Origin of the sequence: Undibacterium sp. TC9W (assembly GCF_049339865.1) — a bacterium.
In the GTDB taxonomy this organism is placed as follows: Bacteria; Pseudomonadota; Gammaproteobacteria; order Burkholderiales; family Burkholderiaceae_D; genus Undibacterium.
Genome location: NZ_JBMPPJ010000014.1, coordinates 73,363 through 94,937, shown reverse-complemented (window position 1 = coordinate 94,937; position 21,575 = coordinate 73,363). Strand labels below are relative to the sequence as shown.

The following is a 21,575-nucleotide window of genomic DNA, read 5'->3' as shown; positions in this document are numbered from 1 at the left end:
AAAGCGAGGCAACGGATGAATTTGGCGATCATTTGCAAAAACATAAAATGATAGAGGCAGCCCATCATGTTGCCGACATCATGCTGGGTCCGGTAGCCGGTGTACTGGTGGCGCACGCCCTGCATGCCGCAGATATGGCTGCAGAGTTGTACAACCAGCCAAATACGAATAATGCAAATGCCATTCCGTTAAACCAGCCGCATCTGACACTCAATGGGGTGCCGACAGCAAAACCGGTATTAGTACTTGATGCGAATGATGACCCCAGGAATCCAGGCCGGAAGCTGCACAAGAAGCCAAGTGAAAAAGTAGTCAACGAAAACGAAAACCGCTATCACGAGAGAGCCTTCAGCCAGGGTATGGATCTGACACCCGCCATTACCCTGCCTACCGGGCGACCGGATATGGCCACTGGCACGATGCGCAAGAAGAAACGTATTACACCGATTTAATCAGTGTCAGCAAAACCGGATTGAATCAGAACACTGTTATAGCAGACAGCGGACTTTACCAAACAGCATTCAGCCATTAAAGAGATACCCATGCGTACAAGCAAAAAACTCAATATTTATATCTTGCTGGCACTGGCCGCTACCTTGGTGGCAACCGGAGCGCATGCGGGAAATTTCTGGGTGCCCGAGGGCCAACAAAACGACTATTCAGTACAAATATTGCGGGTTGTCTTTGGTGATGTCGTTCTGAAAATTTATGAAGGCACCATCGCCGATAATAACAATCACATTCTTTCAAGCCTGTTAAGCAAGATGAATGCAGGTGTCCTGGTCATCGGCATGATAATCATGGCTTACACTTACATCGGTGGCGCGGTCCATACCGCCAAGGATGGTGAATGGCTGGGCAAAAAATGGGACACCATGATGGTCCCCCTGCGAACCGCTGCGGGTATGGCCATGTTATTGCCAACAATTGCTGGCTACTCCTTTTTGCAAGTTGTACTGATCTGGTCGGGTATACAGGCAGTTGGCCTGGGCAGCAGCATTTGGACCACGGCATATTCCACCATCGCCAAGCAGGTTTTTATTACACAGCCGTTTCTTGCGCCTAACAAGACCGCGAAACAAGCGTTCCTGATGGTGGCATGCAGGGAAGCTGGCCATAAATACGGCATGGAAATCACGCCATCGCCATCTGATGGAAAAATAATCTACGCCGCCGCAGGATCTCAAGACGCGGGTAGTGCTGGTTTTTGTGGCTCTATACAATGGAGTGCTTCCAGCACTTGGAGCAAGTTAAAAAATGCCTCTACCAGCCTGGTAGGTTGTGACAACTTATTTTCTACACAAGAAGGCTGTACCAAGATACTCGCGGATACAACGGCCCAGCCATTTTCAGACTTCAATTTTGCTGGTATCGATAGCGTCGAACTCTTCAAACCGTCTCATAAGAAAGAATTTGAAGATATCATGCGCGTTGAGCATGGGAAGATTATTACTGACATGCTCAACAGCTCGACCCTGAAAGATATGGCAATCGATTTACTGGAGGCAACCGATGCATCCAAGAAATTGATGCTGCCGGGGGGGATATATGAAAATACACTGGCAAACATACAGCTCCAATATGAAAAGGACCTGGTAACAAAAGTGCGGGAAAACATGAAGGCTACCCTTTTTCAGGGTGGGACTCCTCAAGAATTGTGGATGTTGAAAATGGGTGACCAAATGAAAAATGGCGGCTGGTTGCACGCAGGCTCCTTCTATATGAAGATAGGTAACCTGAACAACGCTGCGCAAAATGCCATCAATGGTGCAATCTCTACTGCCTATACGATACCTAACATCGCAGGTATGCAAAATGACGGTCAAAACTCTGCTTTCTCAGTTTTCCTGAACAATCTGCAGCAAACCATTATTGGCACGAATGACCTCGCCACCAAGATAGAAAGCGACACTCCAGCCAAATTTGACTACAAGGATATCAGGAAGACCTGGCACGCCTTGACCGATGGCATTTCAACTGGTGTCCTGAAATTTGCGATGGTAGGTGAAATCGGAAAAAATGGCATGGACCCGCTCGTACAATTAAAGGCAATTGGAGACACCACAATTCTTGCAGGGGAGGCTATGCTGGTGGAAGGATCCGGTGCTTTATTCAACAAGAAACTGGAAGAGACCAGCACCTTGTCCATCATCCTGGCCGCTCTGAGCGGACTCATGCTGAGTCTAGGCATGTTCCTCGGTATTATCCTGCCCATGCTTCCTTATGTATTCTGGGTTTCTGGTGTTGCCTGGTGGCTTATCTCTTTTGTCGAAGCAGTTATTGCTGCACCGATCTGGGCGATTGCCCACATGCACCCGGAAGGACATGATATTGCTGGCCGTGGCTCGCCAGGCTACATGTTTGTACTTTCCATATTGATACGTCCGGCTTTGATGGTGATCTTCCTGTTTGCCGCCATGCTGCTGATCAAACCCATCATGAATTTCGTCAATCAGGGTTTCTTTCAATCCATCTCGAATATGACGGAAGGTTCCATGGTAGGTATCATGACTTTGCTGGGCACCTTGATCTTGTATTCAGGCATAACCACCAAAATGATTATGACCGTGTTTGGTATTATCAATACTGGCCCTGACAATATCATGCGCTGGATAGGTGGCAGTGATTCAGTTGGATCTCAGGCCCATAATACTGCGAACAGCATCCATCAAGGTGCTGAAGCTGCAGGTTCAAAAACAAGCGAAATAGGAACGGGTATTGGAGCAAAACGCGGCGCAGTAGTTGCGGCGGCAAAGAAAACCCCAGCCTGATCCTTGATCATGAAGGTGTCATCCATTCCACCACCGGCTGGCGGAGTGGAAGACACCCCAGTTTTCACTATCTTGCCTGCACTTGAGACCTGATCAACTGCTGTGTCGCGAATCCCGTGACCAAATCGAATGACCAGAACTTGCCAGGCATCAGAAAACAGGGCCCGGTTTATTTTTTCAGCTATGGTTTTCCGTTTGAATTATATCGACAACATGATGCAACTAATTCGTGGAGTCAAAAAAAATGGCCTGTCTTTTCAGACAGGCCATTTTTTATTATATCAATTCACAACTATCTTTTAGTTCAAGCCTCACCCGGCATACCAGCCGTTGAAAACAGCTTCATGCTATTCAATGGCAATTGGGACAGGAACGGCAGTTTGGACCCTACTTCACGACCGCGCTTTGGGCGCTTTACCGTCTGACCATCCTCCCCTGGAAACTGCAACCCTGTGCCATCAAGCATATCCAGATTCAATTCCCATGATTTTTTAGACCGTTCTTTCCACACATGCAAGGCATGCTGGTAATAAGTCTGCGCCTGCGGCTTGCTCCAGCCATTGATCCTGGCTAATTGCGTCATGGCGGCTTCAAACTCATCATCACTTTTTGCCCGGCTCAGCTCTATATTTTTAACCGAGTGGCAACGTGGACACAAGCTCATCAACGCCGTGATTTTTTGCGTGCCCTTGAGCTCATCATATTCAAACACTTCATGGCACTCAACAGGATGCTGATGACCTTGCTCAAAACCATTTTCCAGGCAAATCTCACAACGATAACCGGCACGTACAAAAACCGCTTTTTTAAGACGATTGAATTCAGCGTGACCAAGATAGCTACGGACACTGGAAAAGCGGCTGGAAAAGGGGACAGGCTCGATAGACAGCACTGGACGGCTCACGGGCACTTGCAACAGATTTTCTGCGCTTGAAGCAGTAGTGACGATAGTTGGACGCAGAGCCGCCATTTTTTTCAATTCCTGCTGCAGGGCAGGCAATTCACTGACGAGCACGCCTATTTCACTGGCCTGCTTATTGACTACCCGGACATATGGAAATATAGCAGCCAGCTGCGTCAGGCCAAAGTTCAATTCATCCCTGAACAGTAGTCCTTGCTCTTCATAAAAATCTTCACGTGCCAGTACCCGACGCTGCGCCAGTGACAAGGGGCCAAGCAGGCATAAGCGCTTGCTTTGCGTATCAGGGTCATAGGCCACTACCATACGCAAGGTGTGCATCGTCAGGTCCGCCCATCTGGTCAGTGGCTGGGCTGAGGGTTCTGAAGATTTCAAGTCCTCATTCATGATTTCGTTCACTGAATGCTCCAAACTAAAACGCACTTATCAATCTTTATGTTCCGGGTTTTGCTGAGTCTGTTTCTTGAACCTGGCACCAGAGCGCCAACCCGCTACATCCGTCTTGAATCCATGTACGATGTTCCGGCCCAACTGGCGTAAGGAACGCAAGCACCAGACAACTATGCGTACGAACAATTTGCGCGGTCTGGCCGTCTCAGGATCAAGTTCAGATTGCTGATCAAAGGCATATACAACAAGACAAAGTAATACGACCACCAAAATCCAAAAGTACACCATTTCTACCTCACACCGTCTTTTTTACTTGCTGTCTTCATTTCCATGGGCCCTTCATTGTTGCAGAGAAGAATGTCCACATGATGAAAAATGCTGACTTGCTTATTTAAATTTAGCTTAAAAAGACAGGAATTGCCGTAGATTAATAATAACTATTCATGAATCTTGGCAAGCATTTAAGCCACATATCTTAACCTAGCGACCATATTCAGCCTATAGCATGAGGTCCAAACTGGTTTTGCTTTTGTTTCTATTTGCAAGCACCCTTGACAAAAAATAAAATACATAAATAACAAGGTACCATACCACTTGCTGACGCCGCCGACCTTTGTTGAGATACTTGAGATAATGCTTGAGATGCCGCTATGAAGCAGCAGCAGTTTTAACCATCGTTGCAACAGAAATCAGGCCGACGTTGCCACTAGTTGCATGGCATCTCTGTCAGCTTGTTTGCCATCGGTTTGTACACTGAATACCTACTCAAGTATGTAGATTAGCTCCTCAAATTTCCGTCAGCATTAGAGTCAGGAAACATTTGGTTTCAATTTTTTCTGATCATGCGTTCTATCTGATCGACTTCAGGTTGCTCAGGGACAATGAAAGCATTGCGTTCACCGCCACGCTGATAAATCAGCAGAGGAGTTCCTCTAAATTTGGTATCGCGCAAGAACAACAGATTCTGTGACAAAGACCGCGCCATCTTGTCATCTGGCGCGACCGACTTGATGGTTTTTCTGAACATTTTTTCGACGATATCGGTTTCACCGCGGTTCAACAAGAAATAGGCTGCCATCTGCGCAGATGGGCTTTGCATATTATTACCGCTCAATGAAATGACGGGTATCCAGCGTACGCGCAAGAGACCGCGCTGCACATAAGGCCGCAACATTTCCCAGGTTTTATGGCAATGCGGGCAGATAGGGTCAAAGATCACGTAGACAATATTGTTACCACTGCCCTCTTCTACCCATGCGGTAGATTTTTCTGCTGCGGCAAAGACCTTGTTCTTGAATTCGGTAGGAACAGTTTCCAACTCACGGATACTGGCAAGCATCTTACTTTGCTCAGAGACAGTCTTATCGACTTCGCTCGCCAGCGTTGGTGCCAATCCCGGGGGTGCAGCAGGCGCGGCCTGGGCGATGCCTGCCTGTTCAGCCAGCTCTATTTTGGTGATGGAGCCACCAGAAGAGTTAAACACCTCGCCAGCCGCCAGGAATTTGCCATTGGCAGTGACATAGAATATTTTCTTGCTGCCATTACGCTCTACCACCAGGCCCTTGAAGCCGGATGAAGAACGGAATTCTTTGACGATATTATTGCCCTTGCCCTGCATGATGCGGTTCCAGTCAGGTACCGACTTTGGAGCAACACTTTTTTGCGACAGGGGCTGCCCGTCTTCACCAAACAGCTCGCCCGAAAAAAGATAGTCGCCGTTTTCAGTCACATAGAATGTTTTTTCAGCACCGCCAGCTTCTACTACCAGACCACGGAACCCGGAAGGTGAAGAAAATTCCTTGACGACCTTGTTGCCACGCGCCGTCATGATTTTCTTCCAGTCTGTTGCTGCCATTGCAGACAGGGAAAGCGACACACCCAGCGCCATGAGTATACTTTTTACCAAGCGTTTCTTTTGCATTACATCATGCCTTCCATAAATTCGGTTTTCCCACTACGTCAGTGTGAACAAACCCACGTTTTTTATATAAGCCAACACCGCCAGCCCTGAGGCTGAGAGCTGCACCGGCGAGATCTTCCACGCTGACACCATCGAGCCAGCCATCAGCAGCGCCGGCATACACATGGCCAGAATCTGCTGCTGCGCCTTCGGTCTGGTCATTCGTGACCCAGGAGCGATAGCCAGAGGTCAGGTGGTAATAACCGTGTATGCCCTGGTTAAACCAGAAATGGCTCTGCACCGCCGTAATCAGCGCTGCCAGGCGCATATCCACCTGAACGACTCTGCTACTCCTTACATCCCGTAAAAACCAGCATAGGCGCTTGTAACCCTCGGCATCGATACGGCCATCCTTACCCCACAGCAAAAAGTCCGCACGTTCAGCCGCATGCCACTTCGAGGCTTCGCGCGTCAGATAAATCCGGCGTAATATGCGACCTTCGCCAGACTTCTCTGGGTAGTAAAAATCCGGCCTGAACAACTGTCCAGCTGCACCATTGGTAGCACCCGCTGTGGCAGGCAAGATCAGCCCCGCCGCAACAGCAAAGGACTTGGCCAGGAAATCACGCCTGGGTGCTTGCGCTGTGCTGGTTTCCAGGTGAACTGGCAGTTTGTTCATGTGCGTCATTACTTGGCAGCGTATTTCTTGCTGAATGCTTCTATCAGGCTAGTTTTGCCGCTGCGCTTTGCCGGTGTCGGCTGGCAGGCATAAGAAGCATTGGCGAAAATGGCATTGATGACATGCGCGGCATCATTTTGTGCCTTCGAGGCATTCACACCAAACAGCCTGTCCATTGCCACCAGAGCCGCATGGGTATGCTGCTGATCTATCAATATCTGCGTCTGCCTGGCCTTGCCATATTTCTCTTCCATGGCATACAAGTCACTCAGGGTGGTTGCGGTTTGCCAGCCTGTTTCATACGCATTTGCAGGTGCCAGTTGTTCGTGCATGCTGGCCTGTATATCTGCGGCCCACGGGGTGACCACTGCCTTGCTGGCGTCGTCAAGGCTATCATTGCTGCGGCCAAAGATGCTGATCAAGGCTCCATCAAATTCCTGTTCCGCTGCTTTTTTCTGGCCGGATCGTTTGCCAAACAGGGTACGTGCGGTGCGCTCCCTGACACCTGTTTCCTGTGTTGCTGACGCGGCCTCGCTTTCTTTTTTTACCGGAGCGGCATGGCTTGCGGGCTGGACAGCGGCGGGCGCACTGTCAGCGGCGGGCGTCGCCTTGGCGATGACAGGAGCTGCTTCTGCAACTACCACTTCTTTCTCAGCCGCTACGTCTTTCTCTGCCTGTGCCTTCGCTGCATCAGCTTTCTTTTTCAATGCTTCCGGCGACAAATCCCATTCTGCCATTTCGCCATAGGCAGGTGGTTTGACTTTGATGAAGTGATTCAGCCTGTATTTGGTCAAGAGATTCCGTTCATCGACCATGCCGCATGAGAACATGCGGGCACGGATAATCCTGGACTTGAAGAGGATATGTGCCTCACCCGGCGTCTGTTCTTTCAAGTCTTGCAGAGAGCCACGTGAACGCTGCTCCATAGTGGCATTCATATTGTCCATATAGTTGGTGGACATGCCGTTGGTGCTGGCTTGCATACCGCCCATGACCATGACATCAGCCATGCCTACGGACTTTTCAAAAATTTCATACGTACGCTCGGCATCTTCCAGCTTCATGAAGATCTTGATATTGCAGTTGGCGGCGATGGAGGCGGCATCTTCTTTCGACGCCTTTTCAAAGCCAGGCATATCCTGGCTGGCGAATACCATGCTGAAACCAAGGCTACGCGCCTGTGCAGGCATGACGGCAACACCGGGCACGGCGTAGGCGCCATATTCATCAAGTATCGTCACGAACGGCGACGGTGCATTGGTAGGCCGGTTGTCCAGCACTTCCATCTTGCTGCCTTCCATCTGCGCACCAAGAGTTGCAGCCATCATGTTTTTCAGACTCATGATGACGACTTTACCCAGATTGGCGAGCTCGTCCTGAGATTTTTCCAGTGCTGGCAGCAAGACCACCAGGATGCGGCGATTGACGACGACGTCGTACAGATCGACTTCACCGAGATTGGTTTTAAAGATATGACCCAGCGTGTCTGACAAGGAACCCAGCACACGGGTAAATTGCATTTGCAGATAGCCATGCTGTTCCAGCGTCGTAGCTGACTGGTCAGCACCTTTCTTTTCTACAAAGCCAGGCAGGGAACTCAGGTAAGCCTTGATGGCAGCCTGGGCACGGTCAGACAATTTAATGGGTGTGCCATCGATAGGGTTCTTGCCATTCGATAAGGCGACGATGTATTTCAATTGCATGAAGTCACGTATGACTTCGACGTCCAGCAAGATACGGCCCGCATCGCGCAGGGATACCAGCGCAATCATCAAACCGGTCAGCAAGGAAATTGCGCGGCCCTTCCACATATCGCCGCTGCCACCAGAATCACCCATCAGACCAACCAGCAATTGTGTCAGCGCATCCGATGCACCAAAAGCAAATGGATTGATGGTATTCGATAACTTGGTCAGTTGCGGGCCTTCAATATCACGTGAGCCGGTACCAAAATTGATGATGAGGAAATCATCTTCCCTGCCCATCGCACGGCTCATGGAAAAGATCGTGGCAAACAGGCTCGCATCGCCCTTACCATCGACGAAGATAAAGCCTGAACCCTGCATCAGAGCGTTATAAGCCATGGACACGAGGGCCACGGTTTTACCACTACCGGTAGAACCAAAGATCAGGATGTGAGTGCGCAGGTCATCATTATTGAACCAGAGTTCGGCATCGTCTTTTTTGCGGTTACCAAAATGCGAAATGCCTTTGGCCCAGGTTGGCTTGTCGGTTGCTGGATTAATTTCTTCAGGATCAATAATACCTGAGCGGCCCTTGCCATCGTTCGCAGCAGCGTCATAGTCCGTGGACATGGGCATACGGAAAGGCAGGCTGTAATGCTTGAAGCTGGAGCGTATATACAGGAATAGCAGGATGCCGAATACAAGAATGTATTCATGCCAGGTAGGCGAGATCATGGCGGCGGCGCCAATCACAAACATCAATATGCTGGCAGCTTCCGGCTTGAAAAGAATATCTTCTTTTATTCTTTGTAACTGCGGACGCGTATCACGACGTCTGTGATGGGCCTTGACCTCATTTTCCGGCTCAAGACCTGCCTGTTGTGGTTGGGCCATACTTCCCTCAATACTCAATTATGTCGATAACATCTGCCAGTAACTACAAGGGTGGCGCATCTGTCACACACCTGCCCTTTTCACTCGTGCACCAGGGTTGCCATTAAAAGCCGAAATTACCCTGGCTCTGCTCAGGCCTGGCTGCTGCGCCCGGCGCTGGTGCTGTTGGTACAGTTGCTGCAGGTTCCATCGCTGCACCCGGGCCACCGAGCATCAAGGATGGATCAGGCTGCGCGGGCATGGTTTGCTGCGGCTGGGCCATGAGCTCACTGCCGACAGTGCGGCTACGGTTGATGTTTTCCATTTGCCTTGCGACTTCCGGATTGCGCATTTCCATGCTGGTGGTGATTTCATCCAGGGATTTTTGTGGTGGGCGCTTGATCATGGGAATGGTCAGCAGCAAATACAAGACGATAAGTACGCCGAGAATTTTCCAGAACCGGGTTTTCCTGGCATTCAGTTTTGCCAGTTTGCGCAAGGCAAGACCTGCACTTTGCATGTTCGTGAAAGAGGCCAGCACCATGCCATGTTCCAGCCCATTACCCTGCCTGACGATGAGGTGGTAGGCATCATTCTTCAAATCACTGATCAGGCCACTTGTCAGTCTCGGCAGAACGCGGTCAGGCTGGACCGCAGGCGCCGGAGCTGGCGCTGCATCGGATTCACTGACAGCTCCCAGCGCTGGCTGCGGCGACAGGGTAGAACCGCTTTCTATGGAAAATATCGAAAAGCCCTGTTCTATGGACGGGAAGCGTATGACATTGGCCACTTCAACTTCGCGCGCACCTTCCAGCAAGATTTTCCCAAGCACAGTCAATTCATGGGAATTGAAGTTCTTGTTGACCTGTATAGCCTGATAGCTTTCAAAGCGATTAATCAGATTCTGTAACATTGCGTTTTCCTAAATAAAATCATATTGAATTCAAAAGCCATCACAGCTGGCTGCCGTAGGTATCGAGGTATTCATCCAGATAAGACTCCAGGCCGTCCAGTGCTGTCTTGACATAGGGCCGCATTACTTTGTTACCTGCCTGCAGTTCAGCCTGGTAATGGGCAAATATGCCGGCGGATTCCATCCAGCAGGTCCTGCGTCCCAGGGCGTTGAACATATAGAACAGCGTACGATTGACCGGCTTGAGCCATAAGAATTCAGCCGAGGCCACCACACCACTAGTACGCGCCTTATCCAGCAGGGCCAGCATGGCAGTCGCCATATAGGCATGGCGCGAGAGTATCTTTACGATGGCATCGGTATTTTTATATTTTTCAAAACAGGACAGGCCCAGTTCGGTATCGAATTTTTCCAGCGCCAGTTTGGCTGACAGATCATTGCTGGCGACACCGGCTGCCGTGCTGGATGCTGATAATTGATTCAATATCTTCAGCGCGGTTTTTTTGTCACCACTGATCTTGGCCATGAAGGAGCCCAGCAAAGCTTTAAGATATGGCGGCAAGTCATTGAACGATACAAATTTTGGCCCGAGTTGCCTGATCAATGCGACCTCTGCAGTAGCGCGGTCAAGACGGCGCTTATCGACGGGCAAACCGCTGACAGGCGAAATTTCTTGATAGATTTCCCACAACTGGTTTTTCTCTACCCACTCCTTGGGAGTCGTGCTCCAGGCCCAGCGGCCGCTTTCAACCGGTACCTTCAGGAGATTAGCGTCCAGCACTGGTGTAATGCAAGGCCACAATGTCACTTCTTTTTTTGCCAGGCTGAACATATCCCAGCGACGTTTGAATTTCTGCGATGGATGCTTGAAGAAAATATAGACACCCATGGCGACACATAAAAGCATGGCTGGTATTTTGGTATATTTGCCTATTAATTCACCGTTTGCAGCAAATTCGTTATATTCCACATTGCCATAAGACACGCTGCCCATCCAGTCGACTGCTGAACGCACATCAGCATCAAACAGGCCTATCAACGGCCCGGTCACGTAAGAACGGAACAGGAAAACTGCGCCGACAATGAAACCCTTGCCGACAAACCAGAGTATCAGCACACCTGCGGCAAACAGCAGCATGGCCCACAGGCCTTCGTTGGAAGTGTCGTTACCGGAATTACCTGCTTGTGGTGGCGGCATGCCCTGCTCCTGCGATTAAATATTCCCATCTGCCTTTGCTGGCATCATACAAAGCCAGCGACCGGAACCAGTTCAAAAATTCTGTGTCTCGTTGAATTGCCTGATATTTTTTATACACATTACCTACATAAGCCGAGCGGTAAGGCTCATTCGCCGAATGATATAAACCTATTGCACACCACACATCCGATTTGCAGGCGAGATACCTGAGCTTGAAAATATTTGCTCCTACATAGGCGTTCAGGCAATTATCTTTCAGCACCCGGTTCAATGGTATGCGATGCTCAGACAGATACTGCCTCCAGCTCGCATCATTAATCTGAAAACGGCCGTAATCCTGAGTACGGTTTGCATTACCTGAAGTGCGCACCGACGAACCACGCTCCTGGGCGTAAATTGCCAGCAATGCCATGGACGGCACCTTGTAATACTCAGAGGCGCCTTTAACACAGGAATAAAAGGCTGGTTCCGAGCTGGTATCCACGGGCGCAATATAGGCATCCACGAACTGGTCCTCAATGATTATTGTGGTTCTTGTTCAGATCGATGACCTTGGAAGACTCTTCTGCGCGCCTGCCTGCATCTGTTTCTGTTTTTTCACTCAAACCCGCACTGATATCCTTGACACTTTCAGACAGGAAGGGAAACAATATTCCCAGGTACTCAGCAAATGAAAACAGCGCCCGATGCCGTATCTGGGTCAGGCGAAAATGAGCCACCAGCCATCGCGTGCCTATCATCAGCATGACCGCCAGGGAAGTTACCAAATGCGTCAATGGATTTTCTGAATACGGAGAGGCGCAGGCAAACAGGAAAGCGACTGCTGTCAGCAATGCATAAATAGTCGTTTCTTTTTTCCTGTAATCAAGGAATCCCGCAATATCATCCTCGGTCCAGCCCAGACGTTCCTGAGCCTCATTAAAACTTTCTTCCCGCTCCGAACGTGCGCTGGTAAACAAACGCTTGAATGCACTGCGGGTAATACCGACCGCTTTCTGCGCATCACCTGAAGGAACAAGTTTGCGCCTGAGTGGCGATGCTTCTTTTTTTTCCGTCATTGGAACTCCACGAGCAGCAGCGATTAAGTATTTTCAGATTCAGGCTCTGGCATGGGGGTAAGCACCATCTGGAACAAGTCCAGCAAGCCATTGGCATTGACGATCTTTTTTTCTTCAAGTTCCTCCAGCAAACGTCCGTCATCTATCTCAAAGCGCCAGTCTTTCACTTTCCGGTAGCTGTACTGATGCATGCGTTCGATGGCGTCATGTACAAACAATAAAATGACGCTAGGTGAAACCTGCAAACCTGCATCTGACAACTGGGCGCGATACCCCGTGCGGCTCTGGAAACTGGGATCAGGAATCCAGTCAATGCCAAAACCCGGTGCCAGCGTACCCTCTACAGGTGCCACAGCATAATCACCCTCAAAAAAAGTATCTTTATAGTGCCGCTCTGCCAGGTATAACATGGCGGGGAACAAACCCTCTTCACCATATATCCACTCATTCTCACTATGACCATAGACAATGCCATCATGGACACGTCCATCGGCGTTATTGGCAAAGAAAATATATTGCGGCGCGAGCAAAGACTCCATGGTCTGACGCAATACAGGCAGCGCATTGATGTTGTCTGCTGCGCTCATGGCTACGGCATTCATTTGGCACGTATCTCCAGAATTTTCAGTTCGCAGACCTGGTTCATGGCATCCAGCGCCAGTTTTTTATCGACCTTACCTATCAGGCCCAGTTGTACTGCCCGGTTTTGCGGAGAAATGTAATACTGGTCTTCAATCAAGGTACCAAACAAAGTGCTGATGTGCTGCATGGACTTGCTGCCTGCCTCACGCACAAAGGGCAGGCGCATAACCTGTTCACTCAACTGCCTGGCTTTTTCTTCATATGGAGGAAAAGGCTCGCCACGTGACCCGGCCAGTAATGCACCCATGGCAACCTCAGAAAAACCCGCACAAATCTGGCTGGCCTGTGCCATCGAAAACACAGAAGGAGCACCGCTACCCGCATCTTTTTGACCAAAAGAATTTTGCCCATTGGCCACTGGCGCCACCGCAGTGTTAGCACCTGACTGCCCCTGAGGAGCATCCATAGGCCTGGACATGTCCAAAGCCGGTGCAGCAGTCGTGGACTGAGAATTACCGGACAAACCAAAGTCACCACTTACCGTTGCCGCAATCTCATCACTTTTGGCGCCATTGCCATTACTCTTACCAGCCATGCCGGTATAAGCAGCCACGGCGCAAGAAAGCACGATCAGCAACAAAGCTGCAACACCCGTATAGTGCAAGGCTCGGGGCTTGCCAGCACTCGCAGGTGCGTACATGCGCGTTGCCAGCATCAACAGACCCAGGATAAAGAAAGAAGTAGCTGCGTAAACCATGGGCTTTATTTACCTGAACGGAAATAGTCAGCGAAGGCGGTCTTGCCTGCCGCTTTTTCTGCTGCGATACGCTCTTGCTCATCACGTTGCGCTTCAGCAGCCTCGGCCATCGCATCTCTGAGCTCTATGCGGATATAACGCTCTTTTTCAAATACCGTAATCTGCACGCTTTTTGTACGCAAGCGCTTGGTGTCGCGATATTGGTGGAAATTATTTCTTCCCTCATCGGAAAAATAAGCCAGGTCTTCCATGGCGGCATACAGATTGCCAACAAAGCTGCCATCAGATTGCACGTAAGGGTCCCAACCCAGCGGAATGCGGGACTCAAAGCGAAAAGCATAACGATGCGCCCAGGCATCCACATGTTGCCCCAGGGTCTGGCCACGTTCATAAAACCAGGTGTAATTCATGGTCACGGGGTCTGCTTTGGCATGGTCTGCAGCTTGAGCAGGTTCGAGCTTCATGTCCCGCATGAAAGGTGAAGGCGACTTTGCCGGCAATTCGACTATGCCCTTGAAATTGTTTTCTGGAATAACTTCACGATACTGCGCTGTTGTTTGCCGCGTGGCGCACCCCGACACTGTCAGCGCTGCCATCACTACCACCGTAGAAAAAACTTTCACCTGTCACTCCTCTATACAGCGAATCCGACTTGATAATCCAGCGATACCGGCACACGTTCTATTAAATTCACCGCGTAGCCACCCGACTGCTCCAGCTTGACCAGACCGCAGCCATCGCGAAACAGGAAAGACATCGCGAATGCCTGCTGTCCATCCGAGCCATACATGCCAACCGCCCTGACTATCATTTCATTCATGACATAGCGGGTGTTCAGATGCAGGGATTTGATGTCATAGTCCAACACAACTGCTTCAGACACGGCGACATCTACCTGCAATTGCCCGGCTGGTCTTGATAAAAAAATCATGCAGTTGTGAAAGCAAAATGGCGCAACCACTTCTGCATCCAAAACCATCTGCACATCCAGCAAATATTGCACACACAGTTGCACTGCTTTTTGCAGGACAATCTTTTCTGCAGGCTTTATAGCCACAGCCACTTCACCAGTGTGCAGATTCGATTCCAGTTTCACAGCAAACACTCTACGCAAGTCAATAAAAAAGCAGCCATTGGCTGCTTTACTGTTCAATACAGATATATGCGATTGTATGCACCAGCTTTCTGCATGACCAGATCAGACTGGCAGCAGGCCGGAAGAATGCAGACTCAGGATGCTTTGATACAACCTGCCACACCGGGCAGGCTATCTGGCAAAACATCCCTGTCCAGTTGATTGCCAGCCATTCAATCGCGCTGGCATTCCGCGCAAAAGCGGCACAAAGCAATCATCAACTTTTAAATTCGCATTTTGTGGCGCAGGCAGCAGCACCACCCCCATATATGAGGCAAAGTTTAGGCGAATGAAAATCAAAAGTCAAACGATTTTCCGCAAGTACCTTTCAGACATCGAAAAACCTTCTGCAAGCAGGGCCGTGACGGCGTGATCATGCTCTTCCAGGCGATTGCATTTGATCGCCAGTTCAGCAAAATTTGCTGAAAAAGCAGGGATGGAACCGCCATATCTGGCATCAACTATCCAGTTAACAAACTTCTTTAAATTCCCACTGGCAATCTTTTTTTCTGACCACTCTTTAACACGCTCAAAATTGTGCAATACCAAAAGTTCAGGCCGCGGCACTTTGACGACAAATTCACCGATGGGGTCGGAACATATCTTGTCTTCGTAAAACTCATAACCACCATTGGTCTTGAGCATTTCATACGGTGGGTGCAGGGACTGCACCAACATCAGTTTAATATCGCCCTCACCCAGCTCCAGACCATAAGAGTACTCACCTGCAACAAACACCAGGGGCGGTCCCGATTCAGACTTGATCGCTTCCAGTGTGAACGCGCTTGAATAGCATAGCCCCGTCGCATTCTTGAAATGCAGGCTGGCCAGGCGTATCGCATGCCGCATCAGGATAGCCTTGCCATCTGCCATCTTGTCAGTAGGTATATATACGCCGTGTGCCACACGTTGTATCAGCGCTTTTTGTGCCAGGTAGTAACTTTTATTTTTTGCGATATTGGTGCCGACTATCATAAGCTCGGGAAACACTTCATCCACCACCACCTCCTTGGCAGGTGACTTGCGTCGTGCTGTCACTTTCGCTATTTTCTCTGGCACAGTTTTACTTGATTTCAATTACAGACTTCCTCGACAAAAACAATGATTACGAAACGGAACTCATTTAGTGAGCATGGACGAAATGGGTTCTAGTATATTCTGAATTAAGCCCCGCCCCACGAATCACATACACACTTAACAACAATCTGACTTTTAAGATCTTCAAGCAGATATCCAGCTACGTATTCAACTTCACCGCAGGCATTTGCATTTTTGACTTTGGCATGTAGATACAAGTAGCCAAGCAGGCATTATCCGGATCACTTTTGAGTCATGTTATGGCCTTTGCGGCAAATATCAGACGTCATTGTGTTACATTTTGTAAGACGGTCACAAGGTTTATGCCAAGTCCCCACATATGCCCGACAATGTGCCTAATAAAAAAGTCGCCTACGTGCATTATGCATTTCGCGGTGTCAACGAAACTGCTCAGCAAGCGTTTTTTGATGTGAAATTGCGCTTACGTTTGAATTCGATTTGGAAATAATAAACTTGCGCTTTTACCAGTTGAAAATCTGAAAAGCGCCCTCATTTGCACTCGACATGTTAAACAAACATGTTGCATTCATCCGGCTTGATATAAGAGATATTTGTTCAAAGAAATCAAGGTGGTTCAAGGTGTTCGCATCACCTGATACTGCGGGCTGCAATGAGGCAGGAATTGAAATACTGTAGTGCCGCAGCCGGAAGGTCAGCGTTTGACTTTCCTACTTTAATTTCGTAATATCTCGCGTGCTAAAAATAAAAAATTGCTTGAAGAAAGCAAGAGGACAAAGATGAGTGGCTCAACTATCGATCTTACGGAGGAAGATATTCTTGATGTACTTCGCCGTAATGGAGTTGATCCTGAATTTGTCGCTCCAGAGCAACTAGACCGCATTTTTGAATATGTCGAATCGGAAGAGGACCGCGTTCTTTCGGGGGTACTTTACTTTGAAGACCCCAAACAAATTCAAATGTATGCGCGTGTCGAAATCGCCAATATATTGCGCGAAAAAGGCATACTTGAAATCAAGCCCGAGCTTGCCATCACAGTCACTGGTGCCTGCCTGATCAGCACTGATATTTTCGAGCGCTACAATAAAATTCGTGCCGAAGTTGAAAAACTGGAAAAATTCGGTAATGTTGCTATCACTATTAATCCTGGTGTCGATGGTGATAAATCGGCACATCAGATCAGTGTAGATATTCATGAAGTCGCATTGGAGAACGTCAATGCGGCGTCTTTGATCACCGATGCCCTATCAGAAATTTCCAAGCGCGCCATGTTGGGTGGGAGCTTTCAAGTCAACTTCATTGAACAGCGTGAAGACACGGCAACTCACCAACGTAATATCGACAGCGGCATCATGCCAGCCAAACTGGAAGTCATCGACTTTGGTTACGGCAGTGACGGCGATGAGAAATTTGCCGAGCGCACTTACAAAGACGTAGAGGGTGATTTTTTCACACTGCGCCGCGAAGCAGGTGGCTATTCCCAGTTCAGCGTGATCGGCCCCTATCAGAATGCCAGCGAGAAGAATGATGCGACTGTCAGCACACTCAATGGCGATAACTGGACCAAGGTAGAGCCTGAGCTGTTTGAGTTAATCAATCAAAAGCTTGAACAAACTGCCGCCGCCAGAAGCACCCCAAAAATGTAATGCAAAAGTGCAGGCATTTATCTGGCTGCCACCTACTTTTGCCTGAGCTCTTTCGCGCTCACTGTACTCTTCTTGCTATCGGCAATGGCCTGCGCTACTGACTTGGGTATTTCTGTGCTTGAACTGGTGGCATAAAATGGCCAGGGGCGCGATGCCGGGCATTTATACTCTATCGTTTTCTTGTCTTCGGCCAGGCGCCAGGCTATCCTGGTCTTTGCTGACAAGCCCCTGCAATCGCCAACGGGATTCAGCACCTCGGCAGCCGCGATCTCGCCCTCATACCTGAAGGGATAGGTAAAACGTTCAATGGCGGCGGCAAAGAACCACAGCGTTGCCATCAGCAACCAGATTCTGACGAATAAAACAAGATCCGAAATTTTCATGAGGCAAGCCAAGCAGGCAAATTTGGTAGAGGATATGAGCCGCGACGGGTGCGCACGCAAGCAATCACGGCAGACAGATTATCTGCCTTCCTCATTTTACTTACAAGCAGGCTGCTACCCTGATACAACATCAGGCAGCTAGCGCATGAGACCTGCCAGCGTCCGGCTTATTTCATCGACAATGCAGCATCTTTCGCCAGTGATTTGACTGGCGGTTCTGTAACTGAAGACATCAGCATCTTTGAGGGCGTGAATGGCATATCCATCTTGCCGCCCTTGTCGAGTTTGCCCAGCCCCTCTTTCAACACCCCGGAAGACATGACAGACTCTGCGAGTTTTTCCACGCCTTTTTCCATCACTTTTTGACCTACATATTTTGCGGCCATGCTGGCCAGGACTGGCAATGCCATACATCCCCCCTATATAAACGTTAAATAAATGCCAAGTCATTAGCGCCAAAATTGAACACGAACTAGCTCCCGCAGGACCTGCCTCAGGCGCGAATAGACTCACGCCGCCCCAGAGCAGCTCCATACAGCAAGCCCTCCAGCCTGAAATAAGTCTGAATCTCGCGCACCATGGGTGCATCTGCTGTTGACTTTGCAATCACATGCAAGAGGCGCGATATAAATCCAGGCTCGGGCAAATGCCCAGGGTCTGACTGTTTGAAGAACGCAGTATCCACCATGGAAAACAATTGCATTTCATCCGGGTTAAGAAACGCATCACTGCTGGTGATCACTGCAAAAAAAGCTGCCAGTGTCCTGCACAGCGAGTAGCTGCAAGTATGCTCATTCGTCTCTGCGACTTTGGCAAACAGCTGGACAAAGACCTTGAGGCCGGCACCATCCTTATTGCGCAGGAAAGCCAGCAAAGCAGCCTGGTAAGCTTCGCGCGACAAACCATGCCTGACATGCTGCACACTCTTGCACAGGCCATCTTCAATGTCCCAAAACACAAACGGGGCAAAGAAATTGCCGCAAGCAGGTGGCAAACGGCCAGAGACATCCGACAGCAATAATGCCTCTTCATAAAAATACAGAGTGGGCCCGGCACCAAAGCGAATGGCATCCTTCAGATATGAGCTCAGAATTGTCATCGCGCGCTTGAAAGCCCGCACTTCCCGCGTCCCTAATATGGCCTGTGAAAATGTGTGCTGGATTTCTTTGGCAAATACCGTAGGTGCCACAAATCCGGCGACACGCAGCATATCTGTCGCATAAGACAAACCTGAATAAACTAAAGGGTCTGGTGTACCGGCATTATTCGAAATGATCTTCCCCACATCACCGAGTGCAGCAACCGCACTTTCAGTGGCAAGGGAAGAAACCATATCAAGTTCATGCCGCCACATCAGTCTCAACCTTTTCAGTCATTTGAAAATACGACAGTAAAAAAAGCCAATCGAGGCTCACGAGAATAGCGCACCTGACATCGTCACTCAGACAGAAACCCTGGCACCATACTCCTTTCGGCGTCACAAGCACTACAAGCTCACATCAAGCCACTGATTATACAAACAAAAGTAACAAAATCAAGAATAATATATTTACAAACAATTCTAATTATTGCCCCCTCTTGGCCGCGGATAATCAGCTAATAGCGGCAAAAAGAATGAATGGAAATTAAAAACTTGCTTGAAATATGCCGAGTATTACTAAATAATAGTCAATAAATTTAAGAAAATGCTGATGACCGACACACGGTTGCAATCAGCGTTAAGCAAGAAAACGCTGCGCAAATGCTGAACTGGCAGTCTGCGCCCCTTCAGACCAAGCAGGCCGCAGACAAAATGAATAATTCCAGCCAAGCAAGTGCAAGTACGAACTTAGTCAGACCTGGTGACACTGAGCGAGCGCCTGACCTCAAAGACCCGAATATCACGCCAGGCAGCATACTCGACATGGATGCTGATGGCCGGCGCGACACTAAGGAAATGAGCCTGCACGCTTTGTGGCATTTGCGGCATGGCGATGCCATGATCAATGGGCAAGTCGCCCACCCCACGCAGAATTGCGTACTGGCGCTACCTGAATTGCTGCCAAGCACCAATATTCCCGCCATGCCCGCATCACTGCCAACGCCATATACGGATAAGTGCGCACCAACGCCCTATGAAGACGAAGAATAATTGCGTTTTTTTGCATTCATATCCGGCATGCCCAGGCCTGAGGCAATAGAATAAGCTATCGTCAGCCGCCCTGTGCTGCCCCCCTGTTGTCCCCAATAAACAAGGATATGAATGAGCGAGCAATACAATGAAGAGAGCATGCCATGCCCGGTATGCCGCGAAACCATTAAAGTTGGCGCCTTAAAATGCCGCTTCTGCAATTCCAACCTGAAAACGGCTGCGGTTGATCAAGAGGCAGAGACAGAACATGTTCTGTATTCAGGACACCCGGCGGTGATCTATAGCGCCTGGCAATGGCTGGCCGTGATCTGCACCCTCGGTATTGCTTTTATTTATTACTGGATGGAAAGTATCTCAGTCACTTACCAGATCACGACTCAGCGCATCAAGATAGAGCATGGCGTATTGTCCAAATTAATGGAAAGCGTGGAACTGTTCACGATAGAACATTTTGATGTCTATAAACCTCTGGGCATGCGCCTGGCAGGTTATAGCAGTATCAGACTCAGGTCATCCGATGCCAGCTCGCCGGTCATCGGCATCTATGGCATTGATGACCTGGAAAAACTGGCCGATCAGTTGCGTGAATGCTCACTGCGGGAACGCAGCAGGCGCAAAATCACTTCGATTATCCAGACCTGATGCCTGCTCAAAATGCCGAGGGCTTGCCGGCATTTTTTGTATAAAACTCTTTCACCTGACTCAGCAAGGCGGCTTCAACCGCCTGGTTGTCGGCATACTCTTGCGGCAGGATCAGGGCGCGGTTGAACAAGATGAACACAGGCACGGAATAAACTCCATATTGCCTGGTCAGCATCTCTGCACGGTTCACGTCTGCCTTTATTTCAGCACTCTTGATGGTAGTGACGAATTCAGCCACCGGTACAGCCTCTTTTTGCAAAAAACTGCGGATAGAGTCAGGATCACCCGCATTCAGGCTTTTGTCCTGGATGGCGATAAACAGTTTGGCACGCAATTGATGCTCCAGCCCCATTCTGCGCAGTGTGTAAAAGATCGCCGCCTCTCTTTCACCCACCTTGCTGTCATTACGCCAGTTGGCAGAAAAAACTGCCGGTATCTGCTCGAACGCATAAATGCCTTGTTGAAACAACACAGATTGCTTGGCCTGCCAGCTATTAACGCTGGGCTCAACAGCACGGCAGTGCGGGCAGGTGTACATGAAGAACTCAAGGATCTTTTTATCTTCAGGCTGGGTTGCCATCGCTGCCTGCATCAATTCCTTGGATTTACCAGTATCTGTACAGGCATACATCAGGCCTGTCATCAGAAAAATTCCAGAAATTTTAAAAAAAATATTCCACATAGTCTTGTTTTGCATCCGTAAATCCAAATTTCACTGTAGTTTCAATATTGCATTGCCTATCAATACAAATTTGATGAATAAATGAAATAGTAATGCATTTTTCGGTCTGTTATTCTTTTTCAATAGCGATTTATTTTGTATTTATATTGAGTTAAACTCTGATAATTAAATGAAA

The 21,575-nt window shown here is 49.1% G+C and carries 23 protein-coding genes; 5 read left to right on the top strand and 18 right to left on the bottom strand.

Annotated features, from left to right (window positions below; translation table 11 throughout):
* Positions 1–32: 32 nt before the first annotated feature.
* Together ACO0LN_RS19495 and ACO0LN_RS19490 are read left to right on the top strand one after the other, a co-directional pair.
* Positions 33–452, top strand: a complete 420-nt coding sequence (locus ACO0LN_RS19495; RefSeq protein ID WP_422976603.1) for a hypothetical protein — start codon at positions 33–35, stop codon at positions 450–452.
* Between the two features lie 90 nt (positions 453–542).
* Positions 543–2,771, top strand: coding sequence for a DotA/TraY family protein (locus tag ACO0LN_RS19490; RefSeq protein ID WP_422976601.1), 2,229 nt, complete (start codon positions 543–545; stop codon positions 2,769–2,771).
* A gap of 304 nt (positions 2,772–3,075) precedes the next feature.
* On the opposite strand, the gene ACO0LN_RS19485 is transcribed toward ACO0LN_RS19490, so the two are convergent.
* The 14 genes from ACO0LN_RS19485 to ACO0LN_RS19420 form a co-directional block, all read right to left on the bottom strand.
* The gene (locus tag ACO0LN_RS19485) at positions 3,076–4,089 is read right to left on the bottom strand and encodes an HNH endonuclease (RefSeq protein WP_422976599.1); all 1,014 of its coding nucleotides are present in this window, start codon (positions 4,087–4,089) and stop codon (positions 3,076–3,078) included.
* A gap of 27 nt (positions 4,090–4,116) precedes the next feature.
* Positions 4,117–4,368 (bottom strand): hypothetical protein, encoded by a 252-nt coding sequence (locus tag ACO0LN_RS19480; RefSeq protein ID WP_422976597.1) that lies wholly within the window; start codon positions 4,366–4,368, stop codon positions 4,117–4,119.
* Between the two features lie 538 nt (positions 4,369–4,906).
* Positions 4,907–6,001: a hypothetical protein gene (locus ACO0LN_RS19475; protein WP_422976595.1), complete on the bottom strand. Its 1,095-nt coding sequence runs from the start codon at positions 5,999–6,001 to the stop codon at positions 4,907–4,909.
* Between the two features lie 4 nt (positions 6,002–6,005).
* Positions 6,006–6,659 carry a YcbK family protein gene (locus ACO0LN_RS19470; RefSeq protein WP_422976594.1) on the bottom strand — a complete coding sequence of 218 codons (654 nt, stop codon included), beginning with the start codon at positions 6,657–6,659 and terminating at the stop codon, positions 6,006–6,008.
* A gap of 8 nt (positions 6,660–6,667) precedes the next feature.
* Positions 6,668–9,238, bottom strand: coding sequence for a type IV secretion system DNA-binding domain-containing protein (locus ACO0LN_RS19465; RefSeq protein ID WP_422976592.1), 2,571 nt, complete (start codon positions 9,236–9,238; stop codon positions 6,668–6,670).
* Between the two features lie 103 nt (positions 9,239–9,341).
* Complete coding sequence (locus tag ACO0LN_RS19460; protein ID WP_422976590.1) at positions 9,342–10,130, bottom strand: hypothetical protein; 789 nt, start codon at positions 10,128–10,130, stop codon at positions 9,342–9,344.
* 40 nt (positions 10,131–10,170) lie between these two features.
* Positions 10,171–11,328: a type IVB secretion system coupling complex protein DotM/IcmP gene (gene icmP, locus ACO0LN_RS19455; RefSeq protein WP_422976588.1), complete on the bottom strand. Its 1,158-nt coding sequence runs from the start codon at positions 11,326–11,328 to the stop codon at positions 10,171–10,173.
* A complete protein-coding gene (locus ACO0LN_RS19450) occupies positions 11,306–11,833 on the bottom strand; it encodes a lytic transglycosylase domain-containing protein (RefSeq protein ID WP_422976586.1) in 528 nt (175 codons plus the stop codon). Before ACO0LN_RS19450 ends, icmP begins: the two co-directional genes overlap by 23 nt.
* 10 nt (positions 11,834–11,843) lie before the next feature.
* Complete coding sequence (locus tag ACO0LN_RS19445) at positions 11,844–12,386, bottom strand: hypothetical protein (protein WP_422976584.1); 543 nt, start codon at positions 12,384–12,386, stop codon at positions 11,844–11,846.
* A gap of 23 nt (positions 12,387–12,409) precedes the next feature.
* The gene (locus tag ACO0LN_RS19440) at positions 12,410–12,988 is read right to left on the bottom strand and encodes a hypothetical protein (RefSeq protein ID WP_422976582.1); all 579 of its coding nucleotides are present in this window, start codon (positions 12,986–12,988) and stop codon (positions 12,410–12,412) included.
* The gene (locus ACO0LN_RS19435; RefSeq protein ID WP_422976580.1) at positions 12,985–13,725 is read right to left on the bottom strand and encodes a hypothetical protein; all 741 of its coding nucleotides are present in this window, start codon (positions 13,723–13,725) and stop codon (positions 12,985–12,987) included. Before ACO0LN_RS19435 ends, ACO0LN_RS19440 begins: the two co-directional genes overlap by 4 nt.
* A gap of 5 nt (positions 13,726–13,730) precedes the next feature.
* Positions 13,731–14,348 (bottom strand): hypothetical protein, encoded by a 618-nt coding sequence (locus tag ACO0LN_RS19430; RefSeq protein WP_422976578.1) that lies wholly within the window; start codon positions 14,346–14,348, stop codon positions 13,731–13,733.
* Between the two features lie 11 nt (positions 14,349–14,359).
* Positions 14,360–14,821: a hypothetical protein gene (locus ACO0LN_RS19425; protein ID WP_422976577.1), complete on the bottom strand. Its 462-nt coding sequence runs from the start codon at positions 14,819–14,821 to the stop codon at positions 14,360–14,362.
* A gap of 342 nt (positions 14,822–15,163) precedes the next feature.
* Positions 15,164–15,937 (bottom strand): hypothetical protein, encoded by a 774-nt coding sequence (locus tag ACO0LN_RS19420; protein ID WP_422976576.1) that lies wholly within the window; start codon positions 15,935–15,937, stop codon positions 15,164–15,166.
* 758 nt (positions 15,938–16,695) lie between these two features.
* On the opposite strand from ACO0LN_RS19420, the gene ACO0LN_RS19415 reads away from it, so the two are divergent.
* A complete protein-coding gene (locus tag ACO0LN_RS19415) occupies positions 16,696–17,562 on the top strand; it encodes a hypothetical protein (protein ID WP_422976575.1) in 867 nt (288 codons plus the stop codon).
* Between the two features lie 32 nt (positions 17,563–17,594).
* Here ACO0LN_RS19415 and ACO0LN_RS19410 read toward each other — a convergent pair whose 3' ends face one another.
* The 3 genes from ACO0LN_RS19410 to ACO0LN_RS19400 form a co-directional block, all read right to left on the bottom strand.
* Complete coding sequence (locus ACO0LN_RS19410) at positions 17,595–17,945, bottom strand: hypothetical protein (RefSeq protein ID WP_422976573.1); 351 nt, start codon at positions 17,943–17,945, stop codon at positions 17,595–17,597.
* Between the two features lie 167 nt (positions 17,946–18,112).
* On the bottom strand, positions 18,113–18,355 hold the full coding sequence (locus ACO0LN_RS19405) for a hypothetical protein (protein WP_162043613.1): 243 nt from the start codon (positions 18,353–18,355) through the stop codon (positions 18,113–18,115).
* A gap of 83 nt (positions 18,356–18,438) precedes the next feature.
* Complete coding sequence (locus tag ACO0LN_RS19400) at positions 18,439–19,278, bottom strand: hypothetical protein (protein WP_422976572.1); 840 nt, start codon at positions 19,276–19,278, stop codon at positions 18,439–18,441.
* Positions 19,279–19,737: 459 nt separating this feature from the next.
* On the opposite strand from ACO0LN_RS19400, the gene ACO0LN_RS19395 reads away from it, so the two are divergent.
* Together ACO0LN_RS19395 and ACO0LN_RS19390 are read left to right on the top strand one after the other, a co-directional pair.
* On the top strand, positions 19,738–20,076 hold the full coding sequence (locus tag ACO0LN_RS19395; protein ID WP_422976571.1) for a hypothetical protein: 339 nt from the start codon (positions 19,738–19,740) through the stop codon (positions 20,074–20,076).
* Between the two features lie 111 nt (positions 20,077–20,187).
* On the top strand, positions 20,188–20,718 hold the full coding sequence (locus ACO0LN_RS19390; RefSeq protein ID WP_422976569.1) for a PH domain-containing protein: 531 nt from the start codon (positions 20,188–20,190) through the stop codon (positions 20,716–20,718).
* 7 nt (positions 20,719–20,725) lie between these two features.
* On the opposite strand, the gene ACO0LN_RS19385 is transcribed toward ACO0LN_RS19390, so the two are convergent.
* On the bottom strand, positions 20,726–21,361 hold the full coding sequence (locus ACO0LN_RS19385; RefSeq protein WP_422976568.1) for a thiol:disulfide interchange protein DsbA/DsbL: 636 nt from the start codon (positions 21,359–21,361) through the stop codon (positions 20,726–20,728).
* Positions 21,362–21,575: the final 214 nt, after the last annotated feature.

Bases quoted from the DNA above. Each gene is read 5' to 3' on its own strand.
- ACO0LN_RS19490 (WP_422976601.1), top strand. From the start codon at position 543: ATGCGTACAAGCAAAAAACTCAATATTTATATCTTGCTGGCACTGGCC.
- ACO0LN_RS19480 (WP_422976597.1), bottom strand. From the start codon at position 4,368: ATGGTGTACTTTTGGATTTTGGTGGTCGTATTACTTTGTCTTGTTGTA.
- ACO0LN_RS19475 (WP_422976595.1), bottom strand. From the start codon at position 6,001: ATGCAAAAGAAACGCTTGGTAAAAAGTATACTCATGGCGCTGGGTGTG.
- ACO0LN_RS19470 (WP_422976594.1), bottom strand. From the start codon at position 6,659: ATGAACAAACTGCCAGTTCACCTGGAAACCAGCACAGCGCAAGCACCC.
- ACO0LN_RS19465 (WP_422976592.1), bottom strand. From the start codon at position 9,238: ATGGCCCAACCACAACAGGCAGGTCTTGAGCCGGAAAATGAGGTCAAG.
- ACO0LN_RS19460 (WP_422976590.1), bottom strand. From the start codon at position 10,130: ATGTTACAGAATCTGATTAATCGCTTTGAAAGCTATCAGGCTATACAG.
- icmP (WP_422976588.1), bottom strand. From the start codon at position 11,328: ATGCCGCCACCACAAGCAGGTAATTCCGGTAACGACACTTCCAACGAA.
- ACO0LN_RS19445 (WP_422976584.1), bottom strand. From the start codon at position 12,386: ATGACGGAAAAAAAAGAAGCATCGCCACTCAGGCGCAAACTTGTTCCT.
- ACO0LN_RS19440 (WP_422976582.1), bottom strand. From the start codon at position 12,988: ATGAATGCCGTAGCCATGAGCGCAGCAGACAACATCAATGCGCTGCCT.
- ACO0LN_RS19435 (WP_422976580.1), bottom strand. From the start codon at position 13,725: ATGGTTTACGCAGCTACTTCTTTCTTTATCCTGGGTCTGTTGATGCTG.
- ACO0LN_RS19415 (WP_422976575.1), top strand. From the start codon at position 16,696: ATGAGTGGCTCAACTATCGATCTTACGGAGGAAGATATTCTTGATGTA.
- ACO0LN_RS19410 (WP_422976573.1), bottom strand. From the start codon at position 17,945: ATGAAAATTTCGGATCTTGTTTTATTCGTCAGAATCTGGTTGCTGATG.
- ACO0LN_RS19405 (WP_162043613.1), bottom strand. From the start codon at position 18,355: ATGGCATTGCCAGTCCTGGCCAGCATGGCCGCAAAATATGTAGGTCAA.
- ACO0LN_RS19400 (WP_422976572.1), bottom strand. From the start codon at position 19,278: ATGGTTTCTTCCCTTGCCACTGAAAGTGCGGTTGCTGCACTCGGTGAT.
- ACO0LN_RS19395 (WP_422976571.1), top strand. From the start codon at position 19,738: ATGAATAATTCCAGCCAAGCAAGTGCAAGTACGAACTTAGTCAGACCT.
- ACO0LN_RS19390 (WP_422976569.1), top strand. From the start codon at position 20,188: ATGAGCGAGCAATACAATGAAGAGAGCATGCCATGCCCGGTATGCCGC.
- ACO0LN_RS19385 (WP_422976568.1), bottom strand. From the start codon at position 21,361: ATGACAGGCCTGATGTATGCCTGTACAGATACTGGTAAATCCAAGGAA.